Annotated in this window: 23 protein-coding genes; 13 read left to right on the top strand and 10 right to left on the bottom strand. The window is 66.0% G+C overall.

The genetic code is table 11. From position 1 onward, the window contains the following. Positions 1-37 precede the first annotated feature (37 nt). Positions 38-268 carry a hypothetical protein gene (locus tag IB255_RS18435; protein WP_081519892.1) on the top strand — a complete coding sequence of 77 codons (231 nt, stop codon included), beginning with the start codon at positions 38-40 and terminating at the stop codon, positions 266-268. Here IB255_RS18435 and IB255_RS18440 read toward each other — a convergent pair. Together IB255_RS18440 and IB255_RS18445 are read right to left on the bottom strand one after the other, a co-directional pair. Beyond that, the gene (locus IB255_RS18440; RefSeq protein WP_192210649.1) at positions 265-510 is read right to left on the bottom strand and encodes a hypothetical protein; all 246 of its coding nucleotides are present in this window, start codon (positions 508-510) and stop codon (positions 265-267) included. The genes IB255_RS18435 and IB255_RS18440 overlap by 4 nt on opposite strands. 94 nt (positions 511-604) lie before the next feature. Then, a complete protein-coding gene (locus tag IB255_RS18445; RefSeq protein ID WP_139791649.1) occupies positions 605-844 on the bottom strand; it encodes a hypothetical protein in 240 nt (79 codons plus the stop codon). Positions 845-1,028: 184 nt separating this feature from the next. Between IB255_RS18445 and IB255_RS18450 the strand changes: the two genes are divergently transcribed. Next, entirely contained in the window at positions 1,029-1,289 is a 261-nt protein-coding gene (locus IB255_RS18450; RefSeq protein ID WP_081519889.1) for a hypothetical protein, read from the top strand. 6 nt (positions 1,290-1,295) lie between these two features. Here IB255_RS18450 and IB255_RS18455 read toward each other — a convergent pair whose 3' ends face one another. Further along, complete coding sequence (locus IB255_RS18455) at positions 1,296-1,520, bottom strand: hypothetical protein (RefSeq protein WP_081519888.1); 225 nt, start codon at positions 1,518-1,520, stop codon at positions 1,296-1,298. Positions 1,521-1,854: 334 nt separating this feature from the next. Here IB255_RS18455 and IB255_RS18460 point away from each other — a divergent pair, with 334 nt between their 5' ends. Next, positions 1,855-2,022 (top strand): general stress protein, encoded by a 168-nt coding sequence (locus tag IB255_RS18460; RefSeq protein WP_081519887.1) that lies wholly within the window; start codon positions 1,855-1,857, stop codon positions 2,020-2,022. Between the two features lie 111 nt (positions 2,023-2,133). On the opposite strand, the gene IB255_RS18465 is transcribed toward IB255_RS18460, so the two are convergent. From IB255_RS18465 to IB255_RS18485, 5 genes are all read right to left on the bottom strand, one after another. Further along, positions 2,134-2,307: a hypothetical protein gene (locus IB255_RS18465; RefSeq protein WP_167523186.1), complete on the bottom strand. Its 174-nt coding sequence runs from the start codon at positions 2,305-2,307 to the stop codon at positions 2,134-2,136. A 65-nt stretch (positions 2,308-2,372) separates the two neighbouring features. Next, positions 2,373-2,765: a response regulator gene (locus tag IB255_RS18470; protein ID WP_081519886.1), complete on the bottom strand. Its 393-nt coding sequence runs from the start codon at positions 2,763-2,765 to the stop codon at positions 2,373-2,375. Between the two features lie 409 nt (positions 2,766-3,174). Further along, positions 3,175-3,657 (bottom strand): Bro-N domain-containing protein, encoded by a 483-nt coding sequence (locus IB255_RS18475; RefSeq protein WP_081519885.1) that lies wholly within the window; start codon positions 3,655-3,657, stop codon positions 3,175-3,177. Positions 3,658-3,940: 283 nt separating this feature from the next. Then, complete coding sequence (locus tag IB255_RS18480) at positions 3,941-4,210, bottom strand: hypothetical protein (protein WP_192210650.1); 270 nt, start codon at positions 4,208-4,210, stop codon at positions 3,941-3,943. 345 nt (positions 4,211-4,555) lie between these two features. Further along, complete coding sequence (locus tag IB255_RS18485; protein ID WP_192210651.1) at positions 4,556-7,105, bottom strand: EAL domain-containing protein; 2,550 nt, start codon at positions 7,103-7,105, stop codon at positions 4,556-4,558. 302 nt (positions 7,106-7,407) lie between these two features. Here IB255_RS18485 and IB255_RS18490 point away from each other — a divergent pair, with 302 nt between their 5' ends. Next, positions 7,408-8,049 (top strand): phosphoribosyltransferase, encoded by a 642-nt coding sequence (locus IB255_RS18490; RefSeq protein ID WP_192210652.1) that lies wholly within the window; start codon positions 7,408-7,410, stop codon positions 8,047-8,049. Positions 8,050-8,251: 202 nt separating this feature from the next. Here the strand turns inward: IB255_RS18490 and IB255_RS18495 are convergent, their stop codons facing one another. Further along, a complete protein-coding gene (locus IB255_RS18495; RefSeq protein ID WP_192210653.1) occupies positions 8,252-9,292 on the bottom strand; it encodes a LacI family DNA-binding transcriptional regulator in 1,041 nt (346 codons plus the stop codon). A gap of 233 nt (positions 9,293-9,525) precedes the next feature. Between IB255_RS18495 and IB255_RS18500 the strand changes: the two genes are divergently transcribed. The 4 genes from IB255_RS18500 to IB255_RS18515 all read left to right on the top strand — a co-directional run bounded on the left by IB255_RS18500 (position 9,526) and on the right by IB255_RS18515 (position 15,240). Then, positions 9,526-11,784, top strand: coding sequence for a TonB-dependent receptor (locus tag IB255_RS18500; RefSeq protein ID WP_192210654.1), 2,259 nt, complete (start codon positions 9,526-9,528; stop codon positions 11,782-11,784). Between the two features lie 108 nt (positions 11,785-11,892). After that, a complete protein-coding gene (locus IB255_RS18505) occupies positions 11,893-13,215 on the top strand; it encodes an LLM class flavin-dependent oxidoreductase (RefSeq protein ID WP_192210655.1) in 1,323 nt (440 codons plus the stop codon). A gap of 47 nt (positions 13,216-13,262) precedes the next feature. Then, a complete protein-coding gene (gene mgrA, locus IB255_RS18510) occupies positions 13,263-14,306 on the top strand; it encodes an L-glyceraldehyde 3-phosphate reductase (protein WP_081519878.1) in 1,044 nt (347 codons plus the stop codon). A gap of 4 nt (positions 14,307-14,310) precedes the next feature. Beyond that, on the top strand, positions 14,311-15,240 hold the full coding sequence (locus IB255_RS18515; RefSeq protein ID WP_081519877.1) for a sulfonate ABC transporter substrate-binding protein: 930 nt from the start codon (positions 14,311-14,313) through the stop codon (positions 15,238-15,240). Between the two features lie 219 nt (positions 15,241-15,459). On the opposite strand, the gene IB255_RS18520 is transcribed toward IB255_RS18515, so the two are convergent. Next, positions 15,460-16,209 (bottom strand): DUF899 domain-containing protein, encoded by a 750-nt coding sequence (locus tag IB255_RS18520; protein WP_081519876.1) that lies wholly within the window; start codon positions 16,207-16,209, stop codon positions 15,460-15,462. Between the two features lie 95 nt (positions 16,210-16,304). Between IB255_RS18520 and IB255_RS18525 the strand changes: the two genes are divergently transcribed. The 5 genes from IB255_RS18525 to IB255_RS18545 all read left to right on the top strand — a co-directional run bounded on the left by IB255_RS18525 (position 16,305) and on the right by IB255_RS18545 (position 20,891). Then, the gene (locus tag IB255_RS18525; RefSeq protein WP_081519875.1) at positions 16,305-17,501 is read left to right on the top strand and encodes a helix-turn-helix domain-containing protein; all 1,197 of its coding nucleotides are present in this window, start codon (positions 16,305-16,307) and stop codon (positions 17,499-17,501) included. A 41-nt stretch (positions 17,502-17,542) separates the two neighbouring features. Beyond that, positions 17,543-18,193, top strand: a complete 651-nt coding sequence (locus tag IB255_RS18530) for a DUF5074 domain-containing protein (protein WP_081520029.1) — start codon at positions 17,543-17,545, stop codon at positions 18,191-18,193. A 65-nt stretch (positions 18,194-18,258) separates the two neighbouring features. Further along, positions 18,259-18,708, top strand: coding sequence for a methyltransferase family protein (locus tag IB255_RS18535; RefSeq protein ID WP_192210656.1), 450 nt, complete (start codon positions 18,259-18,261; stop codon positions 18,706-18,708). A 96-nt stretch (positions 18,709-18,804) separates the two neighbouring features. After that, positions 18,805-19,497 (top strand): response regulator transcription factor, encoded by a 693-nt coding sequence (locus IB255_RS18540; protein WP_081519873.1) that lies wholly within the window; start codon positions 18,805-18,807, stop codon positions 19,495-19,497. After that, positions 19,497-20,891 (top strand): sensor histidine kinase, encoded by a 1,395-nt coding sequence (locus tag IB255_RS18545; RefSeq protein WP_081519872.1) that lies wholly within the window; start codon positions 19,497-19,499, stop codon positions 20,889-20,891. The genes IB255_RS18540 and IB255_RS18545 overlap by 1 nt, the downstream gene beginning before the upstream one ends. The last annotated feature ends 48 nt before the right edge of the window (positions 20,892-20,939 follow it).

Genomic DNA, 20,939 nt, shown 5'->3' on the forward strand with positions numbered 1-20,939 from the left:
ATTCTGCAGGTCGGCTCTGCCAAGGAAGCAGAACGACATGCACTGGCTGATCGAGTATCGATTCAATGGCGAGGACCGCCATCTGTTCATGCGTGCGCGAACTCTCCCTCACATCAAGGCCGTCGCCTTTTCCATCTACGTCCGTGAATTTCCCGAGCAACCCCGTCCGTTGCACGCCACCGCGGAGGTCGAATCGTGGCTGGGCGCCTGCGGCATCACCATCAGCGACGTAAGCCTCGCCGCGCTCAAGTCTGAGGCACTTTCCTAGTCGCCAGCCCCCACTGCTCGAAAGGAAACGTCCTGCACGTTGTGCGCCTCCACATTGCGCCGGATGGTGTGGTAGCGCTTCTGGTAGCCGCGCAGGTCGTGGGTCGGAATATGCAGGTATCGCGCGACATGGCTCCACGCCCGCGCCTCGCTCATGGACTCGTCTTCGGCCTCGAATTCGAACGCCCGTCCATCTCTCACAAAGCTGACGTGGTACCGCTTTGTCAGGGATTCGTCCTGCATGGCGCCTCCGGGTATCTGGCTGTATTTCAAGCACTGACCGGGCGTCGGCGTGGGCGGTTCAAAGAGAATGGCGACCAGGCCATCGGCATGCGGCTCAGTCCATCACGACCAGGGAGATCGTGCCGCCTTCGGCAGGTGCATGGTGCAGGACGAGGTCGATCCGGTGGGCGGCGTGAAGCAGGGTTTCAGCGTCGTGTTCCAGCAACAACGCGGCCGCCATCAGCGCCGTTGCCGTATCGGGAGTGGCGGCCTTGAGTGCGGCCTCACGCAGCACCTGAACCACGCAGGTCTCGTTGAAAGCCGAGGCCATCAGTACCTTTCGCAGTCGTTCCACGTCAGCCTCCTTCCTTGTCGGTGCGTGCTGTGGGTGTGCATTGCAGGAATAGCCCGGTTTTATCTTCCCCACCCCGCCAGCCGACGATTGGCGGGGCCTGCCGCTACAGCTATTATTAGTAACGCGTTACCCAAAGATCGACCATATTTAGGTAACGCGTTACCAGACCTTCAAGAGAGCCAGCATGAAAGACGCCAAGGACAAAGCCACTCGCGACGCCTTCGAATCGCCGCGCAAGGGCCGCCCCCGCAAGGAAGGCGCCATGACCAACGCCGAGAAACAGGCCGCGTATCGCAAGCGCCGGGCGGAGTCCGGTGGCGGTGCAGTGATGCTCAACAACGAGGAAATCTGGCTGATCTGCCATGCACTGGACGGCAAGGTCTGGGAAGCAGACAGCGAGCAGCGGCAGAAGCTCATTGCCCGACTGCGTAAACGAGTCGTCTGAAAATTCCTACATCAACCCGCAAATCAGCTCCATGCCAAGGTCTCTTACCTGTCGGTCGGTGCGCAGCTCATTGCCGTGAATGCCGATCACATTGGTTGGCGGTGTGGAGGTATAGCGGCTCTGCAGGCTGATCAGGTAACGGCCGTCTTCCTGTCGGTCGCAGGTGAAGTCGAACAGCGGATAGCTCCGATGAAGGAGCTCGGCGACATCGTGACAGCTTGGCGGATTCATGGGGTTCTCCTGCGTTGCTGCGCCTATCCTGCGCCGCTGCGCCGGGAATGGAACCGCGGCCACTGGCCATCACCCGTTTCGCCTATTTCGTCGCCACCGCGCAAAGGTCAACGATTTGAGCGGCTTGAGCCGGGCGCTACGACCATTTTCCGGCTTCGCCAATAAACCAGCCCGGACCGACGGCAAGACTTTACATATAACGATTTTTCGCCGCCGCCATGACGGATCGTTCTGAAAAAGAGTCGAACACCCCTGCGCGATATGTTTCGGATGAAGGGAATGCACGGCATTCGCCTATTCATTTCTCACATACATTGCCCACGGAGTAGTTCCCATGGCCGAACATAGAGGCGGTAAAGGCAACTTTGCAGAAGACCCCCAACGTGCTTCCGAAGCCGGCAGGAAAGGCGGCCAGCACAGTGGCGGCAACTTCAAGAATGATCCGGCGCGCGCATCCGACGCGGGCCGCAAGGGAGGTCAGCGCAGCCACAGCGGCCACTGATCGCCGGGCTGGCGAGGCGTTTCCACGCTCGCCAGCTCGTTGCACATCGCGCAAGTACGAAAACGGCGCCGAAGGATCGGCGCCGTTTTTCATGGAGCGTCAGGCTCCCGATCACTGGGTGCAGAGCACCTCGCTCACCTGGATATCCGAGCGCGAATCGCGCCCGACCGGGCCATGCAGTGCGCGGACGAATTTCTGTGCCTGCTCGCGACTCAGGCTTTCCTGTCGCAACACGGTGCTCATGGACTGGCCATTGCGGCTGTAGCGGATCAGGTATGCATGCATGGTGCTTCTCCTCCCCGGTGAAGGCGGCCGTTCCGCTGATCGGACGGCCTTTGTTGCGCAGGAGTCTAGTTCAGCATCCAGGGTTGCACGGGCGGGCTGAGCAGCGTGCGCTGAATGGCACCTTCGAGTTCGTCGAGGTCCGCCGACTTGGGCAGCACGGGGTAAGGCGCGCCCTCCTCGCCCTTCTCTGCCCAGGGCGACAGCACCAGCACGCGCATGCGCGGGCGCAACGGCAGGCAGGCTTCGATCAGGGCAGCGCCCGTCAGTGGCCCGGTGAGCTGCTCGTCGATCAGGAACAGGTCGATGACCGAGGACGATACCAGGTGCTCGATGGCTTCTTCCTCGCTTAAAGCGCTGAGTACCGCGTGGCCCTGGCCGAGCAGGTGGTCTTCCAGGCGCTGGAGTTGCTCGGGCCTTTCCTCGAGGACCAGCACCATCTTGCTGTCGTGTGTCTGCATGTTGTGCCTCTTCCTTTTCGAGTCAGGGCTTCAGAGAGGTTCGTGCAGCAAGTTCCACGCCTGTTTGGCGCTGTCGGCCAGAGGCTCGGCGCAGAGCGGTTTGCACATCGGGTGATTGCACGGGGCCGGTAGCAGAACGCCCGAATGCGCCGATTGTTCGATGCAGAATGCCCGGTCGGGGCGGGGTGAATTCGAAGTCGAGGCACCGCCTGACGGCGATTTCGCGGGCATGGCCCGCTCCTACAGTCGAGGTAGCGGCAGGGGCACCCTGTAGGAGCGGGCCGCGCCCGCGACCCGTGAGCAGGGCTCACGGGGTTGAAGGTAGGAGGAAGGCGCGGGCTTTGTCCGCGGTTCGCGGGCATGGCCCGCTCCTGCAGGGTGTTGCAGGCGCGGGCCATGCAGTGCTGTTTCAGCGCCCTGCCCGCTCCTCGCCCTCCAGCAGGCGCGCGGCGTCGCTCAGGCGCATCCAGACGCCACCCTGCCATTGCAGCATCGCCAGTGAATGGCCCTGGACCTCGCGCTGGAAATGGCGCGGACCGGTACCGAACTGCTGCTGCGAATCGCGCAGCACGGGCACCACTTCGTTGCTCAACCACTGGCGCAGGTTACGGTTCTCCGGGTGGAAGAAGTACACCAGCAGCAGTGTGTAAAGGCCGCTTTCGCTGACCAGCAGTTCGTCCTCGCGCCCGCCGGCCAGTCGTTCCCGACGGTACTGGTCGGGGTCGAGCTTGCGCGGGACGTGGGCGCTCAAATGGGTATTGGTCAGGCGGGCCAGGTCGCGGGCGACGAACCACGGCTGGCGGTCGAGCATCAGCCCGCGCAAGGTGCGGTCGAAGCGCTGGAAGTTCTGGCAGTGCAGGCCGTTGTCGGCCGGGAAATCAAGGGATTTCATCTTGCGGTCACTCCATGTACAGCTGGATGAGCCGCCACCCGAAAGGGAGGCGGACCGTGCGAGGGTGGAAGCCGGTGGACATCGCCATAGACCGGTCGGGCAATAGCCCGCCTCACACGGTCCGCCATAGACAACCGAGGGCGCACCAACTGGCAAATGCCGGTTGAGCCGTCCTCACTACAGCGCTAGCGATGTCCACAGGCTTCCACACCTGGCCACGGCTGTTCCGTGGCGGAGAGAACGCTAAGCAGCAGGCTTGTAAGACCGCAATGCGGTTGGTGCGTCAGGGGTTTCCGTTCTGTGCCAGGTCAATCTGTCGGATATCAACTGGCTGAAGAAGCGCGGCTCCGACTGGTGCGGCGATTTCCTCGACGATCATCATGCCGCCCGGTGCACGCACCGCAAGGGTGACGGAATTTTCCGCGATGGCCTTCACCTCGATCTCGATGCCCTGGGTCAGCAGCAGGTGCATCAACCGCTCCCCGGCTTCGCCCTGAAGGATGTTGAGGGACAGTACGTCGCCGACCTTGCTTTCGCCCTGATGGATCTGCATGTCGAACTCCTCCGCCGCATGCCGATGAAGTGCGGTGGAGGATGGCGGGATATCGGGTGAGGTGTATGTAGGCTCGTTCTTTTCAGCCGTGGAGAAAGGTCCGTATACGCAAGATCGCCTGTCGGCGATTTCGCGGGCATGGCCTGCTCTTACAAGGGGCGTCGCTGCCGGCTTCGTCACGACGGGGCATATGCCCTCAACCGAAACGGCCTATCGCCACAAGTTGCTTGGCACGACAGGCCAGGCTGTTAGGGTAAGGACACTTCCCAGACTTTCCCCTGGCCCCTTTCCGACGGGGCCTTCTTTTTGCCCTGCCGGTACACGCTGGCTCGGCGCTGGGCTGGCCTAACCTGCCGCCACCTGGGTTTTCTCCAGCAGGCGAGCCAGGCTTTTCCGGTCCACCGCTTCGCTGAACAGAAAGCCCTGCACTTCGCCACATTGCTCGTCTTCGAGGATGCGCAGCTGATCTTCGGTTTCCACGCCCTCGGCAGTGACTGCCAGGTTCAGCGCCCTGCCCAGGCCGATGATGGCCTGGACGATGGAGCGGTCGCGGCCGGTGGTGTCGAGGGTGGCAACGAAGCGGCGGTCGATCTTGATGCTGTCGAACGGGTACGCGCGCAAGTAGCCCAGGGACGAGTAGCCGGTGCCGAAGTCGTCCATGTTCAGCTTCACGCCCAGTTCCTTGAGCGCCTGCATGGTCAGCAGCGCACACTCCACGTCGCCCAGCATGGTGTTCTCGGTGACCTCCAGTTCCAGCCGCTCGGCGGCCAGTCCCGAGTCCACCAGCGCCCGTTTTACCTGACTGACGATGTCGGCGTGGGTGAACTGGCTGGGCGAGATGTTCACCGACACCAGCATCGAACCCGGCCAACCGGCCGCCTCGCGGCAAGCCTGCGCGAGCACCCATTCGCCGATATCGATGATCAGGTCGCTCTCCTCGGCCAGCTTGATGAACTCCTCCGGCCCCACCAATCCGCGCGAGGGGTGATTCCAGCGCAGCAGCGCCTCGGCGGAGACGATGGCCAGGTCACCGATGCGGTAGCGCGGCTGGTAGTACAGCTCCAGCTGGCCCTCGCGCAGGGCCTCGCGCAGTTCGGTCTCGCTGCGCTTGCGCGCCTTCAGTTGCAGGTCCATGTGCTCGGAATAGAAGCGCCAGGCGTTGCGTCCGGCGGTCTTGGCTTCGTACATCGCCACGTCCGCGCAGCGCAGCAGGTTCTGGGCGTCGCCCTGGGCATCGCCCGAGAGCACGATGCCAATGCTGGTGCCGATGTGCAGCAGGTTGCCGTTGTACTCGATGGGCTGATTGATGATGGCCACCAGGCGCCGGCAGAAAGCCTCGGCGTCATCGCGCCCCTGGGACTGGCTGTCGACGATGACGAACTCGTCGCCACCCAGGCGCGCCACCAGGTCCTCGCCGCGGATCGAATCGCGCAGGCGCTCGGCGACTATCTGCAGCACCGCATCGCCGGCCGGGTGGCCGAGCGTGTCGTTGATGGGCTTGAAGCGATCCAGGTCGAGCATCAGCACGGCCAGTTGCTCCTCGCGACCGCTGCTCAGCAGGTCATCCATGAAACTGGCGAGCTTGGCGCGGTTGGGCAGCCCGGTCAGGGCGTCGTGCAGCGACAGGTGCTGGATACGCGCGTGGGCTTCGACCTCGTGGGTGATGTCGGCGCTGGTGCCGCGATAACCGAGCCCGCCCGCACCGGACGCCGTGAACTTGCAGATGCGCCGCAGCCCGTGGGCGTCTCGAAACCCGCAGGTCAGCGTGGTGGAGTGGCCTTCCTGGGGGATCTTCTCCAGCCAGGCGACCAGGCTCGTCGTGTCGCAGGTGATCAGGTCATCGATCCGCCGCCCGATCCAGTCATCGATGCGGTAGCCGGTCAATGTCTCGAAGCGCGCGGAAAGATAGGTCAGCCGGAAGCTCTCGTCGGTTTCCCATATCCAGTCGGAACTGGCCTCGGCAACAGCCTTGAAGCGCTGTTCACTGGTTTCCAGCGCCTGATTGGTGCTCTTCAGGCTGCGCTGATAGTGATCGACTACCCGCGCGTTGGTCAGCGAAGCGCGGATCAGCCAGACCAGGAAGATGAACACCAGCAGCACCACGGCCGCCCACACGCCGGCCATTCGATGCAGCATGTCGCTGCCGGGCGTGGGGGTGCGCCAGCTGAGTTCGAAACCGGAATCACCCAGGTCGACGGCGCTGCCGTCGCTGACCCGGACATCGTCAGCGCGCACCTGCAGCGCGATCAGGCCGAAATCCCGCGCGATCTTCTGCAGTTTTGCGGGGGTGAGCCGGTCGACGAAGATCATCAACGGGCCGTCCAGCGGCGGGTTGGCTCGTGTGGGGCGAACCAGTGCGGCGGTGGCAATGGCTGGCTGATCGCCCAGGGTCACATAACGCGTTACCACTGCGTCACGCCGCGCCGCCACCGTAGCGGCATCGCGCAGCTCGTCGAGGTTCACCGGCATCTCGCGGGTGCAGTGGCTGCGCGTCGGCTGGCCGTCGCGCATCACGTACTCCTCGCCGGCCTGGTTGAGCACACAGACCATCTCGTACTCGTTGGCGGTGTACAGCAGCGGGCCGACGTTGTCCTCGCGGTAGGCCCAGTCAGCGTTGAGCGGCGGACTGAGGTATCGGTAGGCGTCGTTCCAGAAGGCGTAGGTGCGGATCAGGGATTCCGAGGCGGCGATGCGGTTCTGCAGTGCCTTGCCGGCGTAGAACCGTGTCTGCTCCCGGGCCATCTCATCCTGCAGCGCTGCGATGTGCCCCATTACCGCCCCGCTCACCCCCAGCGCTCCGATCAGGATCAGGATGAACAGCGTCAGATGCCAGGTGACAGTGCGCTGGGCGGATATCTCGCGTGGCGCGGCAAGCCGGGTGACATGGGTATTCATCGGCGTCTCTTCTGGGAGGACTTACCACTAGGAGTGACGGGGCGTGCGGATGTTCAACCTGAGCGCCGGGCGCAGGGAGCCGGCGACCGTTCGCGCGCAATACCTGAACCTTCGATAGGGTTCTAGCTCACAGCCAACAGCAGGCCCGCCCGCGCCCAGCTCGTCCGGGCTGGGCGCGGGCGCAATCGCTTTCCGGCAGGTCGCAGGCGCCAAAAGGTCCGTCTAACCTCCAACCGGAAACGCATCCGCGAGCTGCCCAATCACCCTGGACAAGCTGCTGTGACTCGCGAAAGGAGGTTCAGATGCCCAGTCCGCGCTACACCAACCGCCGCCACGCCGGAATCGCCCTGGCGATGGTCCTGCGCGACATGCCCCTGGTCGCCCCGCTGGTCCTCGCCCTGCCCCGTGGCGGCGTGCCGGTTGCCAAGGAGATAGCCCGCATCCTCGGCGCCCCGCTGGACGTGCTGCTGGTGCGCAAGATCGGCGCACCGGGCAACGAGGAGTTCGCCCTCGGGGCCATCGTCGATGGCCCCGAGCCGAACTGGGTGGTGGACGAGCAGATGATCGAGCGCTTCGACCCGCCGCCGGAGTGGTTCGAGCAGCAGGTGCTGGAGCAGCTCCGCGAGCTGGAGCGCCGCCGCGTGCTCTACCGCGGCGTGAAGGCTCCGGCGCAACTGGAGGATCGCGACCTGATCGTGGTCGACGACGGCCTCGCTACCGGTAGCAGCATGCGCGCCGCGCTCAAGTGCCTGCGTGCGCAGCACCCGCACAAGGTGGTGCTGGCCGTGCCGGTCGGCCCGGCGGAAACCGTGCAGAAGCTGCGTGATGAGGTGGATGCGCTGGTGTGTCTGGATACCCCGTCGCCGTTCCGCGCGGTGGGCGACCATTACCGCGATTTCCACCCACTCAGCGACCAGGAAGTGATCGACCTGTTGGCCAAGTAACGGGCCCCGTGTAGGAGCGAGCGATCCGTGAGCAGGGCTCACGGCTTCAATGCATGCAGGAGTACGCGGACTTTGTCCGCGGTTCGCGGGCATGGCCCGTTCCTACAGGTCCAATCGTCGGCCAGACCATTGCCGCGATGCTGGGCAACGTCCGCGATCCGTCAACGCGGCAGACGGTGTCCAGGTACGGCTGGCGCGCACCTCAGGCGCTTTCGCGTTCCAGTACCCGGCAACCGAGCAGGTTCAGCCGCTCCACCGCTCCCTCCAGCGGCACCACGCCAATCGACTGCAACACCCGCAGCGCGGCGATCTCGCCGATCTCGCGGGCCGGCGGTTTGATGGTGGACAGGCTCGGCAGCAGCATCGGCGCGAAGGGATAGTCGCCAAAACCCAGCACCGCGCAATCCTCGGGAATCTTCAAGCCGGCGCGCTGACCGGCCAGCAGGCCGCCGGCGGCGAGGTTGTCGTTGGCGAAGATGATCGCCTCCGGCCGCTGCGCCCCCCGCGCCATCAGCGCTTCCATGGCCTGTCGCCCGGCTTCGAAGGGCGCGCTTTCGGTGGGCACGAACATCCACGGCTCGCCGCCCAGTTCGCGCAGGGTATCGGCGTAGCCGTCGCGACGGTCCAGGGCACTGAAGTCGCCGGGCGCGCTGTTCTGCACGAAGGCGATGCGTCGATAACCCTTGCCGTGCAGATGGCGCACCGCATCCACCCCGACCTGATAATGAGAAAACCCGACCTGGATCGGCGCGCGCGCGGGCTGGTAGTCCCAGACCTCCACCACCGGCATGTCCGCCGCCGCGATCAGTTTCTCGGTGGCGGCGCTGTGGAAGTGGCTGGTGAGCACCAGCGCCGCCGGGTTCCAGCCGAGGAAGGCGCGCACGGCGCTTTCTTCCTTGTCCTCGGAGAAGTAGCTGGAGGCCAGCAGCAACTGGTAGCCGTGGGCGGCCAGGGTGTCGCTGAAGGCCTGGATGGTGTCGGCAAAGATCGGCCCGGAAATGTTCGGCACCACCATCCCCACTACCCTGCCCCGTGCTGACGCCAACCCGCCGGCCACCTGGTTGGGCACGTAGCCCAACTCCTCCACCGCCGCGCCGATCCGCTCGCGCAGGTCATCCGACAGCTGCGCCGGCTGGTTGAAATAGCGCGACACGCTGATGGCGGAAACGCCCGCGCGTTCGGCGACCGCGGTCAGCGTTACGCGTCCTGCGCCGCGGCGCTTTCGGGGTGTCTGACTGGCCAAACCGGCACTCCTGCTATGGGTCCTGAACTTATATTTAAGGAATATAAACGTAATTTTTAATTATTTGACGATCTATCTGGCGATTCAGGATACTCGCCGATGTTAGCGCTACCAACACAAACTGTCCGCAACGATCCCAGCCACTCGCACGAGCGAGCGCTCATGACAGTCCCGCAGAAAAAGGCGCCCCGGCAAAGAGAACCGAGGGCGGACCAGGGCACGAAGGAGTGGCTATGCAATCGCAACAACGGGGGACGCTCGGCCGTCCACAATTCACTGGCCGGCGCAGCGCACTGGCGCTGGGCATCGCCAGCGTGATCGGCGCTCTGGCCTGCAGCGTGCAGGCAGCCGAAACCAGCCATGGCGACAACCAGTCCGCCGATGCGGCGCCGACATTGAAAGCCGTGACTGTCACCGCCACCCGCCGCGAAGAGTCGCTGCAGAAGGTGCCGGTGGCCGTCTCGGTGATCGATGGTGAGCAACTGGAACGCGACAACCGCAACAACGTGTCGAGTATTGTCCAGCAGGTACCGACCCTGAACTTCCGCACCGGTGCCTCGAACAAGGACACCTCGCTGTTCGTCCGCGGCGTGGGCACCATCTCCACCTCCCCCGGCGTCGAGCCGAGCGTGTCGACGGTGATCGACGGCGTGGTACTCGGCCGTCCCGGCCAGGCGACCCTGGACCTGCTCGACGTCGAGCGCATCGAAGTGCTGCGCGGCCCGCAGGGCACGCTGTTCGGCAAGAACGCGTCGGCCGGCGTGCTCAACGTGGTCACCCGCGAGGTGCCGGACGAAACCACCGGCTACATCGACTACTCGCATTTTGGCGGCGGCAACGAGAACCGCACCCGCTTCGGCATCGGCGGCACGCTGATCCCCGGCAAGCTCAAGGCCAGCGTCACCACCCTGCTGGGCAGCTACGACGGCAACGTGGACAACGTCTACAACGGCCACGAGGTGAACGGCTACAACCGCGCCGGCGCGCGCACGAATTTCGAGATCACCCCGAACGACGACCTCAAGGTCACCCTGATCGCCGACTACATGAAGGGCAACGACGACAGCCCCAGCGGCGTCATCACCAGCACTTCGAGCGCGGCCTTCGCCAGTGCCCTGCGCCCGGTGACGGCGGACAGCGACAACCGCAAGATCAACAGCGACTACCGCACCCACGTCGACGACACCAACAAGGGCCTGTCGGCGCAACTGGACTGGAACCTGGGCGACTACACCCTGACCTCCATCAGCGCCTGGCGCGGCTGGGACAACACCCAGTGGCAGGATGGCGATCGTCTTTCCCAGGTCACCGCGAGCATCCCCAGCTCCCACGACAAGGGTGAGCTGAACTACGACCAGTATTCCCAGGAACTGCGCCTGGCCTCGCCCAAAGGCGAGTTCCTCGAATACGTCGGCGGCCTGTACTACATGCACGCCGTGGACGACGAGACCTACCGCCGCGTGGTGACCTCTACCACCGCGCAGAACACCGGCGTGGCCGACTACAGCACGCGCAGCGACACTTACGCGGTGTTCGGCGAGAGCACGCTGAACTTCACCGATGACTTCCGTGGCATCGCGGGCCTGCGCTACACCCACGATGATCTGGAATACGACCATCGCCGCCGATCCACTTCGGCCACGGCGGTGACCGGCATCCAGCCGTCCACGTCCAGCTCCGGCTCCACCGATGAAGACGGCTGGTCCGGCCGCCTGGGCCTTCAGTACGACCTCAGCGAGCAGCTCACCAGCTACCTGACCTACTCGCGCGGCTACAAGGGCCCGGCCTACAACGTGTTCTTCAACATGCAGCCGCGCGACACCGAGGCGCTCAAGCCGGAGACCTCCAACTCCTGGGAAGCGGGCCTGAAGGCCACCGCGCTGGACAACCGCCTGACCGCCAACCTCGCGGTATTCCACACCGTCTACGACAACTACCAGGCGAACTTCTACGACACCGTCGCAGGCCAGGTGGTGACCCGCCTGATCAACGCCGGCAAGGTGAAGTCCGAGGGCGCCGAGCTGGACTTCAGCTACCAGGCCACCCGCCAGCTGAAGGTCTCCGGTGCCGTTGCCTACACCAAGGCGCGCATCGACAGCTTCGCCTGCCCGGCGGGCGCCGCGGCGGCCTGCAACGTCGACGGCAAACCGCTGCCCTTCTCACCGGACTGGAAGAGCTACGTGCGCGCCGACTACAGCATCCCGCTGGACAACGGCCTGGATGTGGAACTCGGCACGGACTACAGCTGGCAGGACAAGGTGCAGTACGACCTCAGCCAGAACCCCGACACCATCCAGGGCGCCTACGGCCTGTGGGGCGCCAGCATCGCCCTGGCCGACTACAACGACGGCTGGCGCGTCGCCCTGCTGGGCAAGAACCTCACCGACAAGTCCTATTCGCCCCTGCTGGCCACGGGCGGCAGCTACGTCTACCGCATGGTGCCGCGCGACGACGGCCGCTATTTCGGCGTCGAGTTGCGCAAGGATTTCTGATCGCTACCCAGGCTGAGCAATTCGCGGCGCCGGCTCGCCCCGGCGCCGTCGACAACAACACCCACGCCGCCTTGCGTCCCTCCCGACGGACACACAGGAAAACCTCACATGACACGCACCCTTTCCCTTGGCGCCTTTCTCATGGCCACCGGTCACCACGTTTCGGCGTGGCGCCACCCGGACGTGCCGGCCAACGGCGGCCTCGACTTCCGCCTCTACAAGCGCCTGGCGCAGGTGGCCGAAGCGGCGAAGTTCGACGCCGTCTTCGTTGCCGACAGCGTGGCCGCGCCCACCGGCGACATCGCCAGCCGCATGGCGCGTTCCGACCACTTCGAGCCACTGACGCTGCTTTCGGCGCTGGCGGTGGTGACCGAGCGCATCGGCGTGATCGGCACCGTGACCACCAGCTACAACGAGCCGTACCACGTGGCACGCAAGTTCGCCTCGCTCGACCACATTTCCGCAGGCCGCGCCGGCTGGAACCTGGTGACCTCCGATGCTGCCGCCGAGGCGCTGAACTTCAACCGCCAGGAACACTTCGGCCACGCCGAGCGCTATGCCCGCGCGCGGGAGTTCCATGAAGTAGTCACCGGCCTGTGGGACAGCTGGGAAGACGACGCTTTCACCCGCGACAAGGCCAGCGGCCAGTACTACGACCCGGCCAAGCTGCATGTGCTGAACCATGAGGGCGAACACTTCCGCGTGCAGGGGCCGCTGAACGTCGCGCGTTCGCCCCAGGGTCGCCCGGTGATCGTCCAGGCCGGCAGTTCCGAGACCGGACGCGAGCTGGCCGCGCAGACCGCCGAAGTGGTGTTCACCGCGCAGACCTCACTGGCCGCCGCCCGCGATTTCTACAACGACCTCAAGGGTCGCCTGCCACGTTTCGGTCGCAGCGCGGATGACCTGCGCATCATGCCCGGCGTGTTCGTGGTGGTCGGCCAGAGCCAGGCCGAGGCGCAGGAGAAGTTCGAGGCATTCCAGGAGCTGGTGGAGCCGCAGGTCGGCGTCGCGCTGCTGTCACGCATGCTTGGCAACTTCGACCTCTCCGCCTACCCGCTGGACGGCCCGCTGCCTGAGCTACCGCTCACCGACAGCGGCCAGCGCAGCCGCCAGCTGCTGCTCACCGAACTGGCCGGGCGCGAGAATCTAACGCTCGCCCAGCTGGGCCGGCGCATCGCCGGCGGACGCGGGCACTACAGCCTGATCGGCACGCCGGCGCAGATCGCCGACGAGCTCCAGGCCTGGTTCGAAGGTGGCGCCGCCGACGGCTTCAACGTCCTGGTGCCGCACCTGCCCGGCGGGCTGGAAGACGTGGCCAACCATGTCGTCCCGGAACTGCAGCGACGCGGGCTGTTCCGCCGCGAGTACAGCGGCAGCACCCTGCGCGAGCATCTCGGGCTCAAGCGCCCGGCCAACCGCTACACCCTCTGACGATCCACGGGCCGCACTGGCTGCGGCCCGTTCCCACAGGAGTCCCCATGACCTATCTCGCCCACCCCGACCGCTACCAGCGCGTCCCTTACCGCCGTGTCGGCCGCAGCGGCCTGGTGCTGCCCGCTCTTTCCCTGGGCCTGTGGCACAACTTCGGCGACAGCGTGCCGCTGGACCGCCAGCGCGCCCTGCTGCGCACCGCCTTCGACCTGGGCATCAACCACTTCGACCTGGCCAACAACTACGGCCCGCCCTACGGCAGCGCCGAGATCAACTTCGGCCGCCTGTTGCGCGAAGACTTCGCCGCCTACCGCGACGAACTGGTGATCTCCACCAAGGCCGGCTGGGACATGTGGCCCGGCCCCTATGGCCAGGGCGGCAGCTCGCGCAAGTACCTGCTCTCCAGCCTCGACCAGAGCCTCAAGCGCCTGGGTGTGGACTACGTGGACATCTTCTACTCGCACCGCTTCGACCCGGACACGCCGCTGGAGGAAACCGCCGGTGCCCTGGCCACTGCCGTGCAGCAAGGCAAGGCGCAGTACGTGGGCATCTCGTCCTATTCCGCCGGCAAGACCGCCGAACTCGCCGCGCTGCTGAAGGAATGGAAAGTACCGCTGCTGATCCACCAGCCGGCCTACAACCTGTTCAACCGCTGGGTGGAGAAAGACCTGCTGGCCACCACCGACGAGCTGGGTGCGGGCGTCATCGCCTTCACCCCGCTGGCCCAGGGGCTACTCACCTACCGCTACCTGAACGGCGTGCCGGGCGATGCGCGGGTCAACCAGCCGGGCGGCGCCTCGCTGCGCCCTGAGCACCTGTCCGAGGACAACCTGCGCCGCGCCCGCGCGCTGAACGAAATCGCCCGGCGCCGCGGCCAGAGCCTGGCGCAACTGGCGCTGGCGTGGGTGCTGCGCGATGCCCGCGTAACCTCTGCGCTGATTGGTGCGAGCCGGCCGGAGCAGATCGTCGAGAACGTCGCCGCGCTGGATAACCTCGTGTTCAGCCGCGAGGAGTTGGCGGAGATCGATCGTCACGCCGTGGAAGGCGGGATCAACCTCTGGGAAAAACCCTCCCACGACTGGAAGGAATAAGGCTGTGAGACTGCTCAATCGACTGCTCGCCGGATTGCTGCTGCTCGTGGCTGGCACCGCCCAGGCGCAGGACCCGGCGCAGCTGCGCATCGGCTACCAGAAGGCCTCGGTCAGCCTGGTGCTGGCGAAGGAACACGGCTTGCTGGAGAAGCGTTTCGCGCAGACTCAGGTCCAGTGGATCGAATTCCCCGCCGGGCCGCAGATGCTCGAAGCGCTGAACGTCGGCAGCCTCGATATCGGCTCCACTGGCGACATCCCGCCGATCTTCGCCCAAGCCGCCGGCGCCGACCTGCTCTACGTCGGCGTCGAGCCACCCAAGCCGCAGGCTGAAACCGTGGTGGTGCCCAGGGACAGCCCGATCCACAGCGTCGCCGAGCTGAAGGGCAAGCGCGTGGCATTCCAGAAAGGCTCCAGCTCGCACAACCTGCTGCTGCGCCTGCTGCAGAAGGAAGGCCTGAGCCTGAAAGACATCCAGCCGCTGTACCTGACGCCGGCCGATGCCCGCGCCGCGTTCGAGAGCGGCCGGGTGGATGCCTGGGCGATCTGGGACCCGTGGTATTCGGCGCTGCTGCTGGACGGCCATGCGCGCTTGCTGGCGGACGGTTCGGCGGTTGGCCTGACCGGGCCGTTCTACCTGTCCAGCCGGGAATACGCGGGCGCCAACCCGGCGTTCATTCACCAGGTACTGGAAGCCCTCAACGAGGCCGAAGCCCTGACCCGCAGCGACGAAGCCGGCAGCGTGGCGATCATGGCGCGCGTGACCGGGCTGGCGCCGGCGGTGATAGAGGAAACCTTCAGGCACCGTCCGCCCTCGCCCATTCAACCCGTGGGTGATGCGGATATTGCCGCGCAACAGCGCACCGCCGACCTGTTCCTCGCCGAGCGTATCCTGCCGCGCGCCGTGGATATCAGCGCGGCGCGCTGGAAGCCCTGACCCATGATGCCGATGCACGCTGGCACACGCGGACTTTGTCCGCGCTCGCGGGCATGGCCCGCTCCTACAGTGAGAGTCCGCCGCTGGCCGGTGTAGGAGCGAGCCATGCTCGCGACCCGTAAGCAGGGCTTACGGCGCCGATGCACACCGGAGCTGCGCGGACTCCGTCCGCGGTTCGCGGGCATGGCCAGCTCCTATAGGGAAAGTCCGCCGATACCCTCAATACTCGTCGTGCCGACGCCACCAGACGCCCTGCTCGTTACGCCCCAGCGGCGCACGGTCGAGCCACTGGAACAGGCCCCAGAGCGAGTCCAGGCCACGGGCATATGTGGAGTAACAGTGATAGATGTTGTCGCCTTCACGCACGAAGCTGCTCATCCCCGGCAGATCGCGGGTGAAGGTCGCCACGTCGGTGCCGCAGCAGGCGGCGGTTTCCACCACGGGCGCCGGCGCCGGACCCGCGGCGGGGCCTTCGCGGCGGAAGTTGTAGTCGACTTCCCCGCCTCGCTGCTGCGCTTCGGTGAACGACACGTTGAAGTCGTAGTTGAAGCCGCTGCCGTGGGATGACGCCCAGGGGAAGCTCCAGCCCATGCGCCGGCGGTACGCCAGCAACTTCTCCAGCGGCGCGCGGGAGACCGCCAGCAGGCTCACATCGTGGTTCGCCAGGTGGGTGGCGTAGCCATCGAAGCCATCGGCGATGTTCGAACAGGACGGGCAGCCGGCGCGGTAGTCCGGGCCGAACATGAAGTGGTAGACCAGCAACTGCGAGCGGCCGGCGAACAGGTCGGCAAGGCTCGCCGGGCCGTGCTCGGTGTCGAAGCGGTAGTCCTTGTCGACCAGCACCCAGGGCAGCGCCTGGCGCTTGCGCGCCAGTTCGTCACTGCGCCGGGTCAGGGCCTTCTCCTCGGCCAACAGGTCCAGGCGTGCGGCCAGCCATTCTTCGCGGGTAGCGGTGGGATGGGCAGTCATGACAGTTCTCCTCCGCCAGCGGCGGCTCGGTGGGCATGGCTTAGACTAGGCAGCGGGCCGTGCTCGACGGGAGTGACAAAGTTGGCAGGATTTCCATGGACTCGCTGATCACGGCGGCAGCCTGTGCCCTCGCGGCCGGCGATCCGCTGGGCGCGCTGAACCGCGTGGCGCTGCGCGAAGACGCGCCGGCGCTGGCCCTGCGCGGTATTGCCATGGCCCAGCTGGGTGATTTTCCTCGCGCACGTACCCTGCTGCGCCGCGCCGCCCGCACCTTCGGTGCCCATGAGCCGATGGCGCGCGCCCGCTGCTACGTGGCCGAGGCGGAAGTCGCGCTGGCCAGCCGCGAGCTGAACTGGCCGACGGTACCGCTGGAGCAGGCGGCGCGGGTGCTGCAGCTCCATGGCGACAGGATCAACGCTGCCCACGCCCATTACCTGCTGATCCGCCGCGCGCTGCTGATCGGCCAGCTTGATCAGGCCCATGCAGCACTTGCCGAACTGGAACCGGAATCACTACCGGCGCCGCTGCGCGCGGTGCATTGGCTGATTGCTTCCGGCATCGCTGTGCGCCGGCTGCAGGCCGGTCAAGCACGCACGGCGCTTCGCAGGGCCGCCGAGGCAGCCGCCGCGTCGGGTATTCCCGCGCTGCGCGCGGAGATCGACCAGGCGGCGCGCACGCTCGCAGCGCCGGCCGTCAGGCAGATCGACAAGCAGCAGACCCGCCTGCTGTCGCTGGATGAAGTGGAAAGCCTGCTGCATTCCGACGTCCTGGTGGTGGACGCCTGCCGCAACCGCATCGGCGACCTGTCGCTGAGCAGCCGCCCGGTGCTGTTTGCCCTGGCCCGTGTGCTGGCCGAAGCCTGGCCCGGCGATGTGACGCGCACCGAGCTGATCGGCCGGGTGTTCCGCACCCGCCACCCGGACGAAACCCACCGGGCACGCCTGCGCGTGGAAATCGGCCGCCTGCGGCGCCTGCTGCAGCCCGTGGCCAGCATCGAGTCGACTCCTCGCGGTTATCGGCTGGTTGCCGCCAATCCGGTGGTCCTTGCGCCTCCGCTGGAGGACGCCAACGCTGAAGTGCTGGCGCTGCTCAGTGACGGCCAGGCCTGGTCCAGCTCGGCACTTGCCCTGGCGCTGGATACCAGCCAGCGCAGCGTGCAGCGCGCCCTCGAAACCCTGGCCGAAGCCGGCCGGGTACAGGCGCTCGGGCAAGGGCGCGCCCGTCGCTGGACGCTGCCGCCAGCGCCGGGATTCGCGACGACCTTGTTACTCCCCGCGCCCTTCGGTGTCTGAATAGGCTGAAGGCTCCCACCCACAACGTGCAGGGCTACACCATGACCACCCACTACAAGCAATCTCCGGCGCAGGTACTGCAGGAGTACGGTCCCTTCCCCGGCGTCAGCACCGTCCACGGCCTGACCTTCGACGGCCAGCGCGTCTGGTTCGCTGTCGGCGAGCGCCTGCAAAGCCTCGATCCGAAAGACGGCCACCTGGAACGTGCCATCGAAGTGCCCGCCCACGCCGGCACCGCGTTCGACGGCACGCACCTCTACCAGATCGCCGAAAGCCGCATCCAGAAGATCGACCCGGCCAGCGGCAAGGTCCTCTCGACCATTCCCGCGCCGGGCAACGGCGGCGATTCCGGCATGGCCTGGGCGGAAGGTTCGCTCTGGGTCGGCGAGTACCGCGCACGGAAGATTCATCAGATCGACCCGGAAACCGGCGAAGTCCTCCGTACGATTGATTCAAATCGTTTCGTCACCGGGGTGACTTGGGTCGAGGGCCAACTCTGGCATGGCACCTGGGAACCGGAATCGACCTACAGCGAGCTACGCCGTATCGACCCGCAGTCCGGCGCTGTTCTGGAGCAGCTGGACATGCCCGAAGGCGTGCATGTTTCCGGACTGGAGGCCGATGGCGACGAGCGTTTCTACTGCGGCGGCGGCAACAGCGGCAGGGTTCGCGCAGTACGCCGGCCGCGCTAAGGGCATCGATCTGGGCTAGTGTGGGCACCTCACTGGAGATGGCCGCACCGGCCCGGAGACCGAGCATGGATTGGCTGGAACACCGTATTCCCCCACCCCTGGTGGCAATCATCACCGCCGTACTGATGTGGCTGGCGGTGCGCCCGATCGATCCGCTGGGCAACCGGCTGTGGCTGGCCCTGCTGGTGGCGCTGGCCGGGATCGCAGTCTGCCTGGCGGGCGTTGCGTCGTTTCGCCGCGCGCGCACCACGGTCAACCCGTTGAAGCCGGAGTCCGCCTCTTCGCTGGTGGTCGCCGGTATCTACCGGCATACGCGCAATCCCATGTACCTGGGCTTCGCCATCGTCCTGCTGGGCTGGTGCGTGTTCCTCGGTTCGGCGCTGGCGGTGCTCGGTGTCGCGGTCTTCGTGCTGTACATCGGGCGCTTTCAGATTCGCCCGGAAGAGCGGGCGCTGCGCGAACTGTTCGGTGCGGAGTTCGAGGCTTTCTGCAGCCGGGTGCGGCGCTGGGTCTGAGGCTGTTTCTGACAGATGCCAGGCAAATCGCCATTGCCTTCTGACAGAAAGGGGTGAGATATTTGCAAATGGTAAATATTCGCATCAAGGCCTGCTGTGTCCCCTTCGCTCTTGCTGGTGGAAGACGATTCCCGTCTTCGCCTGGACCTCGAACGTCATTTCTGTCAGCGCGGCTTTGCCGTCACTACTTGCGCGAACGGTGATCAGGGGCTGGTGGCCGTCCACCAGAACGACTTCGACCTGGTCCTGCTGGACATCATGTTGCCCGGCGTCGATGGCCTGTCCCTGCTGGATACGCTGCGCAGCGCGCGCACCACGCCGGTGATGCTGATGTCCGCCCTGGGCGCGGAACAGGATCGCATCACCGGCTTCACCCGCGGTGCCGATGACTACCTGCCCAAACCCTTCAGCCTGGCGGAACTGGATGCGCGCATCGATGCGCTGCTGCGCCGGGTCAATCTGGATCGCTCCCGCGAAGTACCACGCCCGCAGGGCTCAGTGCAGTTCGACGATGAATTGCAGGACGTTTCCCGCAACGGTGAACACGCGGGTCTTACGCATTCCGAGTACCGCCTGCTGGTGACGCTGAACGCCCATGCTGGCGAAGCGCTGAGCAAGAGCTTCCTCTACCAGAGCGTGCTGCACCGTGCCTACACGCGGCTCGACCGAGGTCTGGACGTGCATGTCTGCAACCTGCGCCGCAAGCTGGCGGTCATCGGTGCGCAAGAGGTGCAGATCCAGGCCGTGCGCGGCCAGGGGTACATCCTGGTAGACGCGGAACGTCACTGATGCGTCGTCACCCGCTGCTGTGGAAGATCGCCGCGCTGCAGGTCGGTTTCTGCCTGCTGCTGACCTGGCTTATCTGGACCTGGGGCCTGTCGCTGGAGCGCAGCACCTACTTCCTCGGCACCGAGGATCGCGACTACCTGGCACGCTATGCCGAGCAGGCCGAAAGGGTCTGGGAGCAGCAGGGCGCCGAGGGCGTGGAGCAATTCCGCCGAGAGCTTTCCGCTGCCGAGGACACCTGGGTTGCGGTGATCGGCGAGCACTTGCAGAGCCTGGGCACCACGCCGCTGACGGCGGAGGAATCCAGCCACCTGACCTTCATGCGCATGCTGCACTGGCCGATGAGCCGGCGCCTGCAGGACGAGCTGCCCTATGTCAGCATCGAATTCCCCCGGCATCCCGAGCGCGGCCGGCTGGTCATGCAGTTGCCCGAGCGCCTGCTGCCGGGCGGCCTGACACCCTGGACGCACCTGTTCAGCCACGGCGTAGTGCCGACCCTGCTGGCCGCCCTCCTCGGTCTGCTGATCTATCGCCACCTGGTGTTGCCGCTCAATCGCCTGCGCGCCCGCGCCGATGCCCTGCGCGCCGACGACCTGGACAGCGAGGGCCCCGGCACACCACTGGCCCATCGCCGCGATGAGCTGGGCGAACTGGCGCTGGCCTTCGATCACATGGCCGACCGCCTGCGGCACAGCCTGGCGCAGCAACGCTTGCTGCTGCGCACGCTATCCCACGAGCTGCGCACGCCGCTGGCGCGCCTGCGCATCGCCCATGACAGCGACCTGCCGGCGGACCAGCTGCGGCAACGCCTGGACCGCGAGATCCAGGACATGCAGCGCCTGCTGGAAGACACCCTCGACCTCGCCTGGATGGACACCGAGCGTCCGCAGCTCGAGCGCGAGCCGGTACTGGTGTTGTCGGTCTGGGAGGCGCTGCGCGAGGACGCCTGCTTCGAAAGCGGCTGGGAGCCCGAGCGACTGCCCTGCTCGCTGGGCACCGAGTGCGTGGTGCAGGTGCACCTGGACAGCTTCGCCCAGGCCATCGAAAACCTGCTGCGCAACGGCATCCGCCATTCCCCGCGCGGTGGCAGCGTGCGCCTGGACGGCTGGCGCGAGGGCGCGTTCTGGCACCTGCGCGTCAGCGACGACGGCCCCGGTGTGGCCGAAGCAGACCTCGAACGCATCTTCCAGCCCTACCAGCGGCTGCAGCCGTCGGAGTCCAGCGGATTCGGCCTCGGCCTGGCTATCGCCCGGCGCGGCGTCGAGCTGGCGGATGGGCGGCTCTGGGCGGAAAACGGCACTGCCCATGGCAAGTCGGGGCTTTGCCTGCACCTGCTGCTGCCCGCCGCACTCCCGCCAACGAGCAAACTGGGCCAACAAAGCGCCGCAAGTGTTTAGAAAGTTAATGCGCTTTACTAGCAAATAGCAGTCATTATCATTTGGCGA

Origin of the sequence: Pseudomonas sp. PDM22, from assembly GCF_014851965.1 — a bacterium.
In the GTDB taxonomy this organism is placed as follows: domain Bacteria; phylum Pseudomonadota; class Gammaproteobacteria; order Pseudomonadales; family Pseudomonadaceae; genus Pseudomonas.

Coding starts and splice junctions, on each gene's coding strand:
- IB255_RS18435 (WP_081519892.1), top strand. CDS start 38: ATGCACTGGCTGATCGAGTATCGATTCAATGGCGAGGACCGCCATCTG.
- IB255_RS18440 (WP_192210649.1), bottom strand. CDS start 510: ATGCAGGACGAATCCCTGACAAAGCGGTACCACGTCAGCTTTGTGAGA.
- IB255_RS18450 (WP_081519889.1), top strand. CDS start 1,029: ATGAAAGACGCCAAGGACAAAGCCACTCGCGACGCCTTCGAATCGCCG.
- IB255_RS18455 (WP_081519888.1), bottom strand. CDS start 1,520: ATGAATCCGCCAAGCTGTCACGATGTCGCCGAGCTCCTTCATCGGAGC.
- IB255_RS18460 (WP_081519887.1), top strand. CDS start 1,855: ATGGCCGAACATAGAGGCGGTAAAGGCAACTTTGCAGAAGACCCCCAA.
- IB255_RS18465 (WP_167523186.1), bottom strand. CDS start 2,307: ATGCATGCATACCTGATCCGCTACAGCCGCAATGGCCAGTCCATGAGC.
- IB255_RS18470 (WP_081519886.1), bottom strand. CDS start 2,765: ATGCAGACACACGACAGCAAGATGGTGCTGGTCCTCGAGGAAAGGCCC.
- IB255_RS18475 (WP_081519885.1), bottom strand. CDS start 3,657: ATGAAATCCCTTGATTTCCCGGCCGACAACGGCCTGCACTGCCAGAAC.
- IB255_RS18480 (WP_192210650.1), bottom strand. CDS start 4,210: ATGCAGATCCATCAGGGCGAAAGCAAGGTCGGCGACGTACTGTCCCTC.
- IB255_RS18485 (WP_192210651.1), bottom strand. CDS start 7,105: ATGAATACCCATGTCACCCGGCTTGCCGCGCCACGCGAGATATCCGCC.
- IB255_RS18490 (WP_192210652.1), top strand. CDS start 7,408: ATGCCCAGTCCGCGCTACACCAACCGCCGCCACGCCGGAATCGCCCTG.
- IB255_RS18500 (WP_192210654.1), top strand. CDS start 9,526: ATGCAATCGCAACAACGGGGGACGCTCGGCCGTCCACAATTCACTGGC.
- IB255_RS18505 (WP_192210655.1), top strand. CDS start 11,893: ATGACACGCACCCTTTCCCTTGGCGCCTTTCTCATGGCCACCGGTCAC.
- mgrA (WP_081519878.1), top strand. CDS start 13,263: ATGACCTATCTCGCCCACCCCGACCGCTACCAGCGCGTCCCTTACCGC.
- IB255_RS18520 (WP_081519876.1), bottom strand. CDS start 16,209: ATGACTGCCCATCCCACCGCTACCCGCGAAGAATGGCTGGCCGCACGC.
- IB255_RS18525 (WP_081519875.1), top strand. CDS start 16,305: ATGGACTCGCTGATCACGGCGGCAGCCTGTGCCCTCGCGGCCGGCGAT.
- IB255_RS18530 (WP_081520029.1), top strand. CDS start 17,543: ATGACCACCCACTACAAGCAATCTCCGGCGCAGGTACTGCAGGAGTAC.
- IB255_RS18535 (WP_192210656.1), top strand. CDS start 18,259: ATGGATTGGCTGGAACACCGTATTCCCCCACCCCTGGTGGCAATCATC.
- IB255_RS18545 (WP_081519872.1), top strand. CDS start 19,497: ATGCGTCGTCACCCGCTGCTGTGGAAGATCGCCGCGCTGCAGGTCGGT.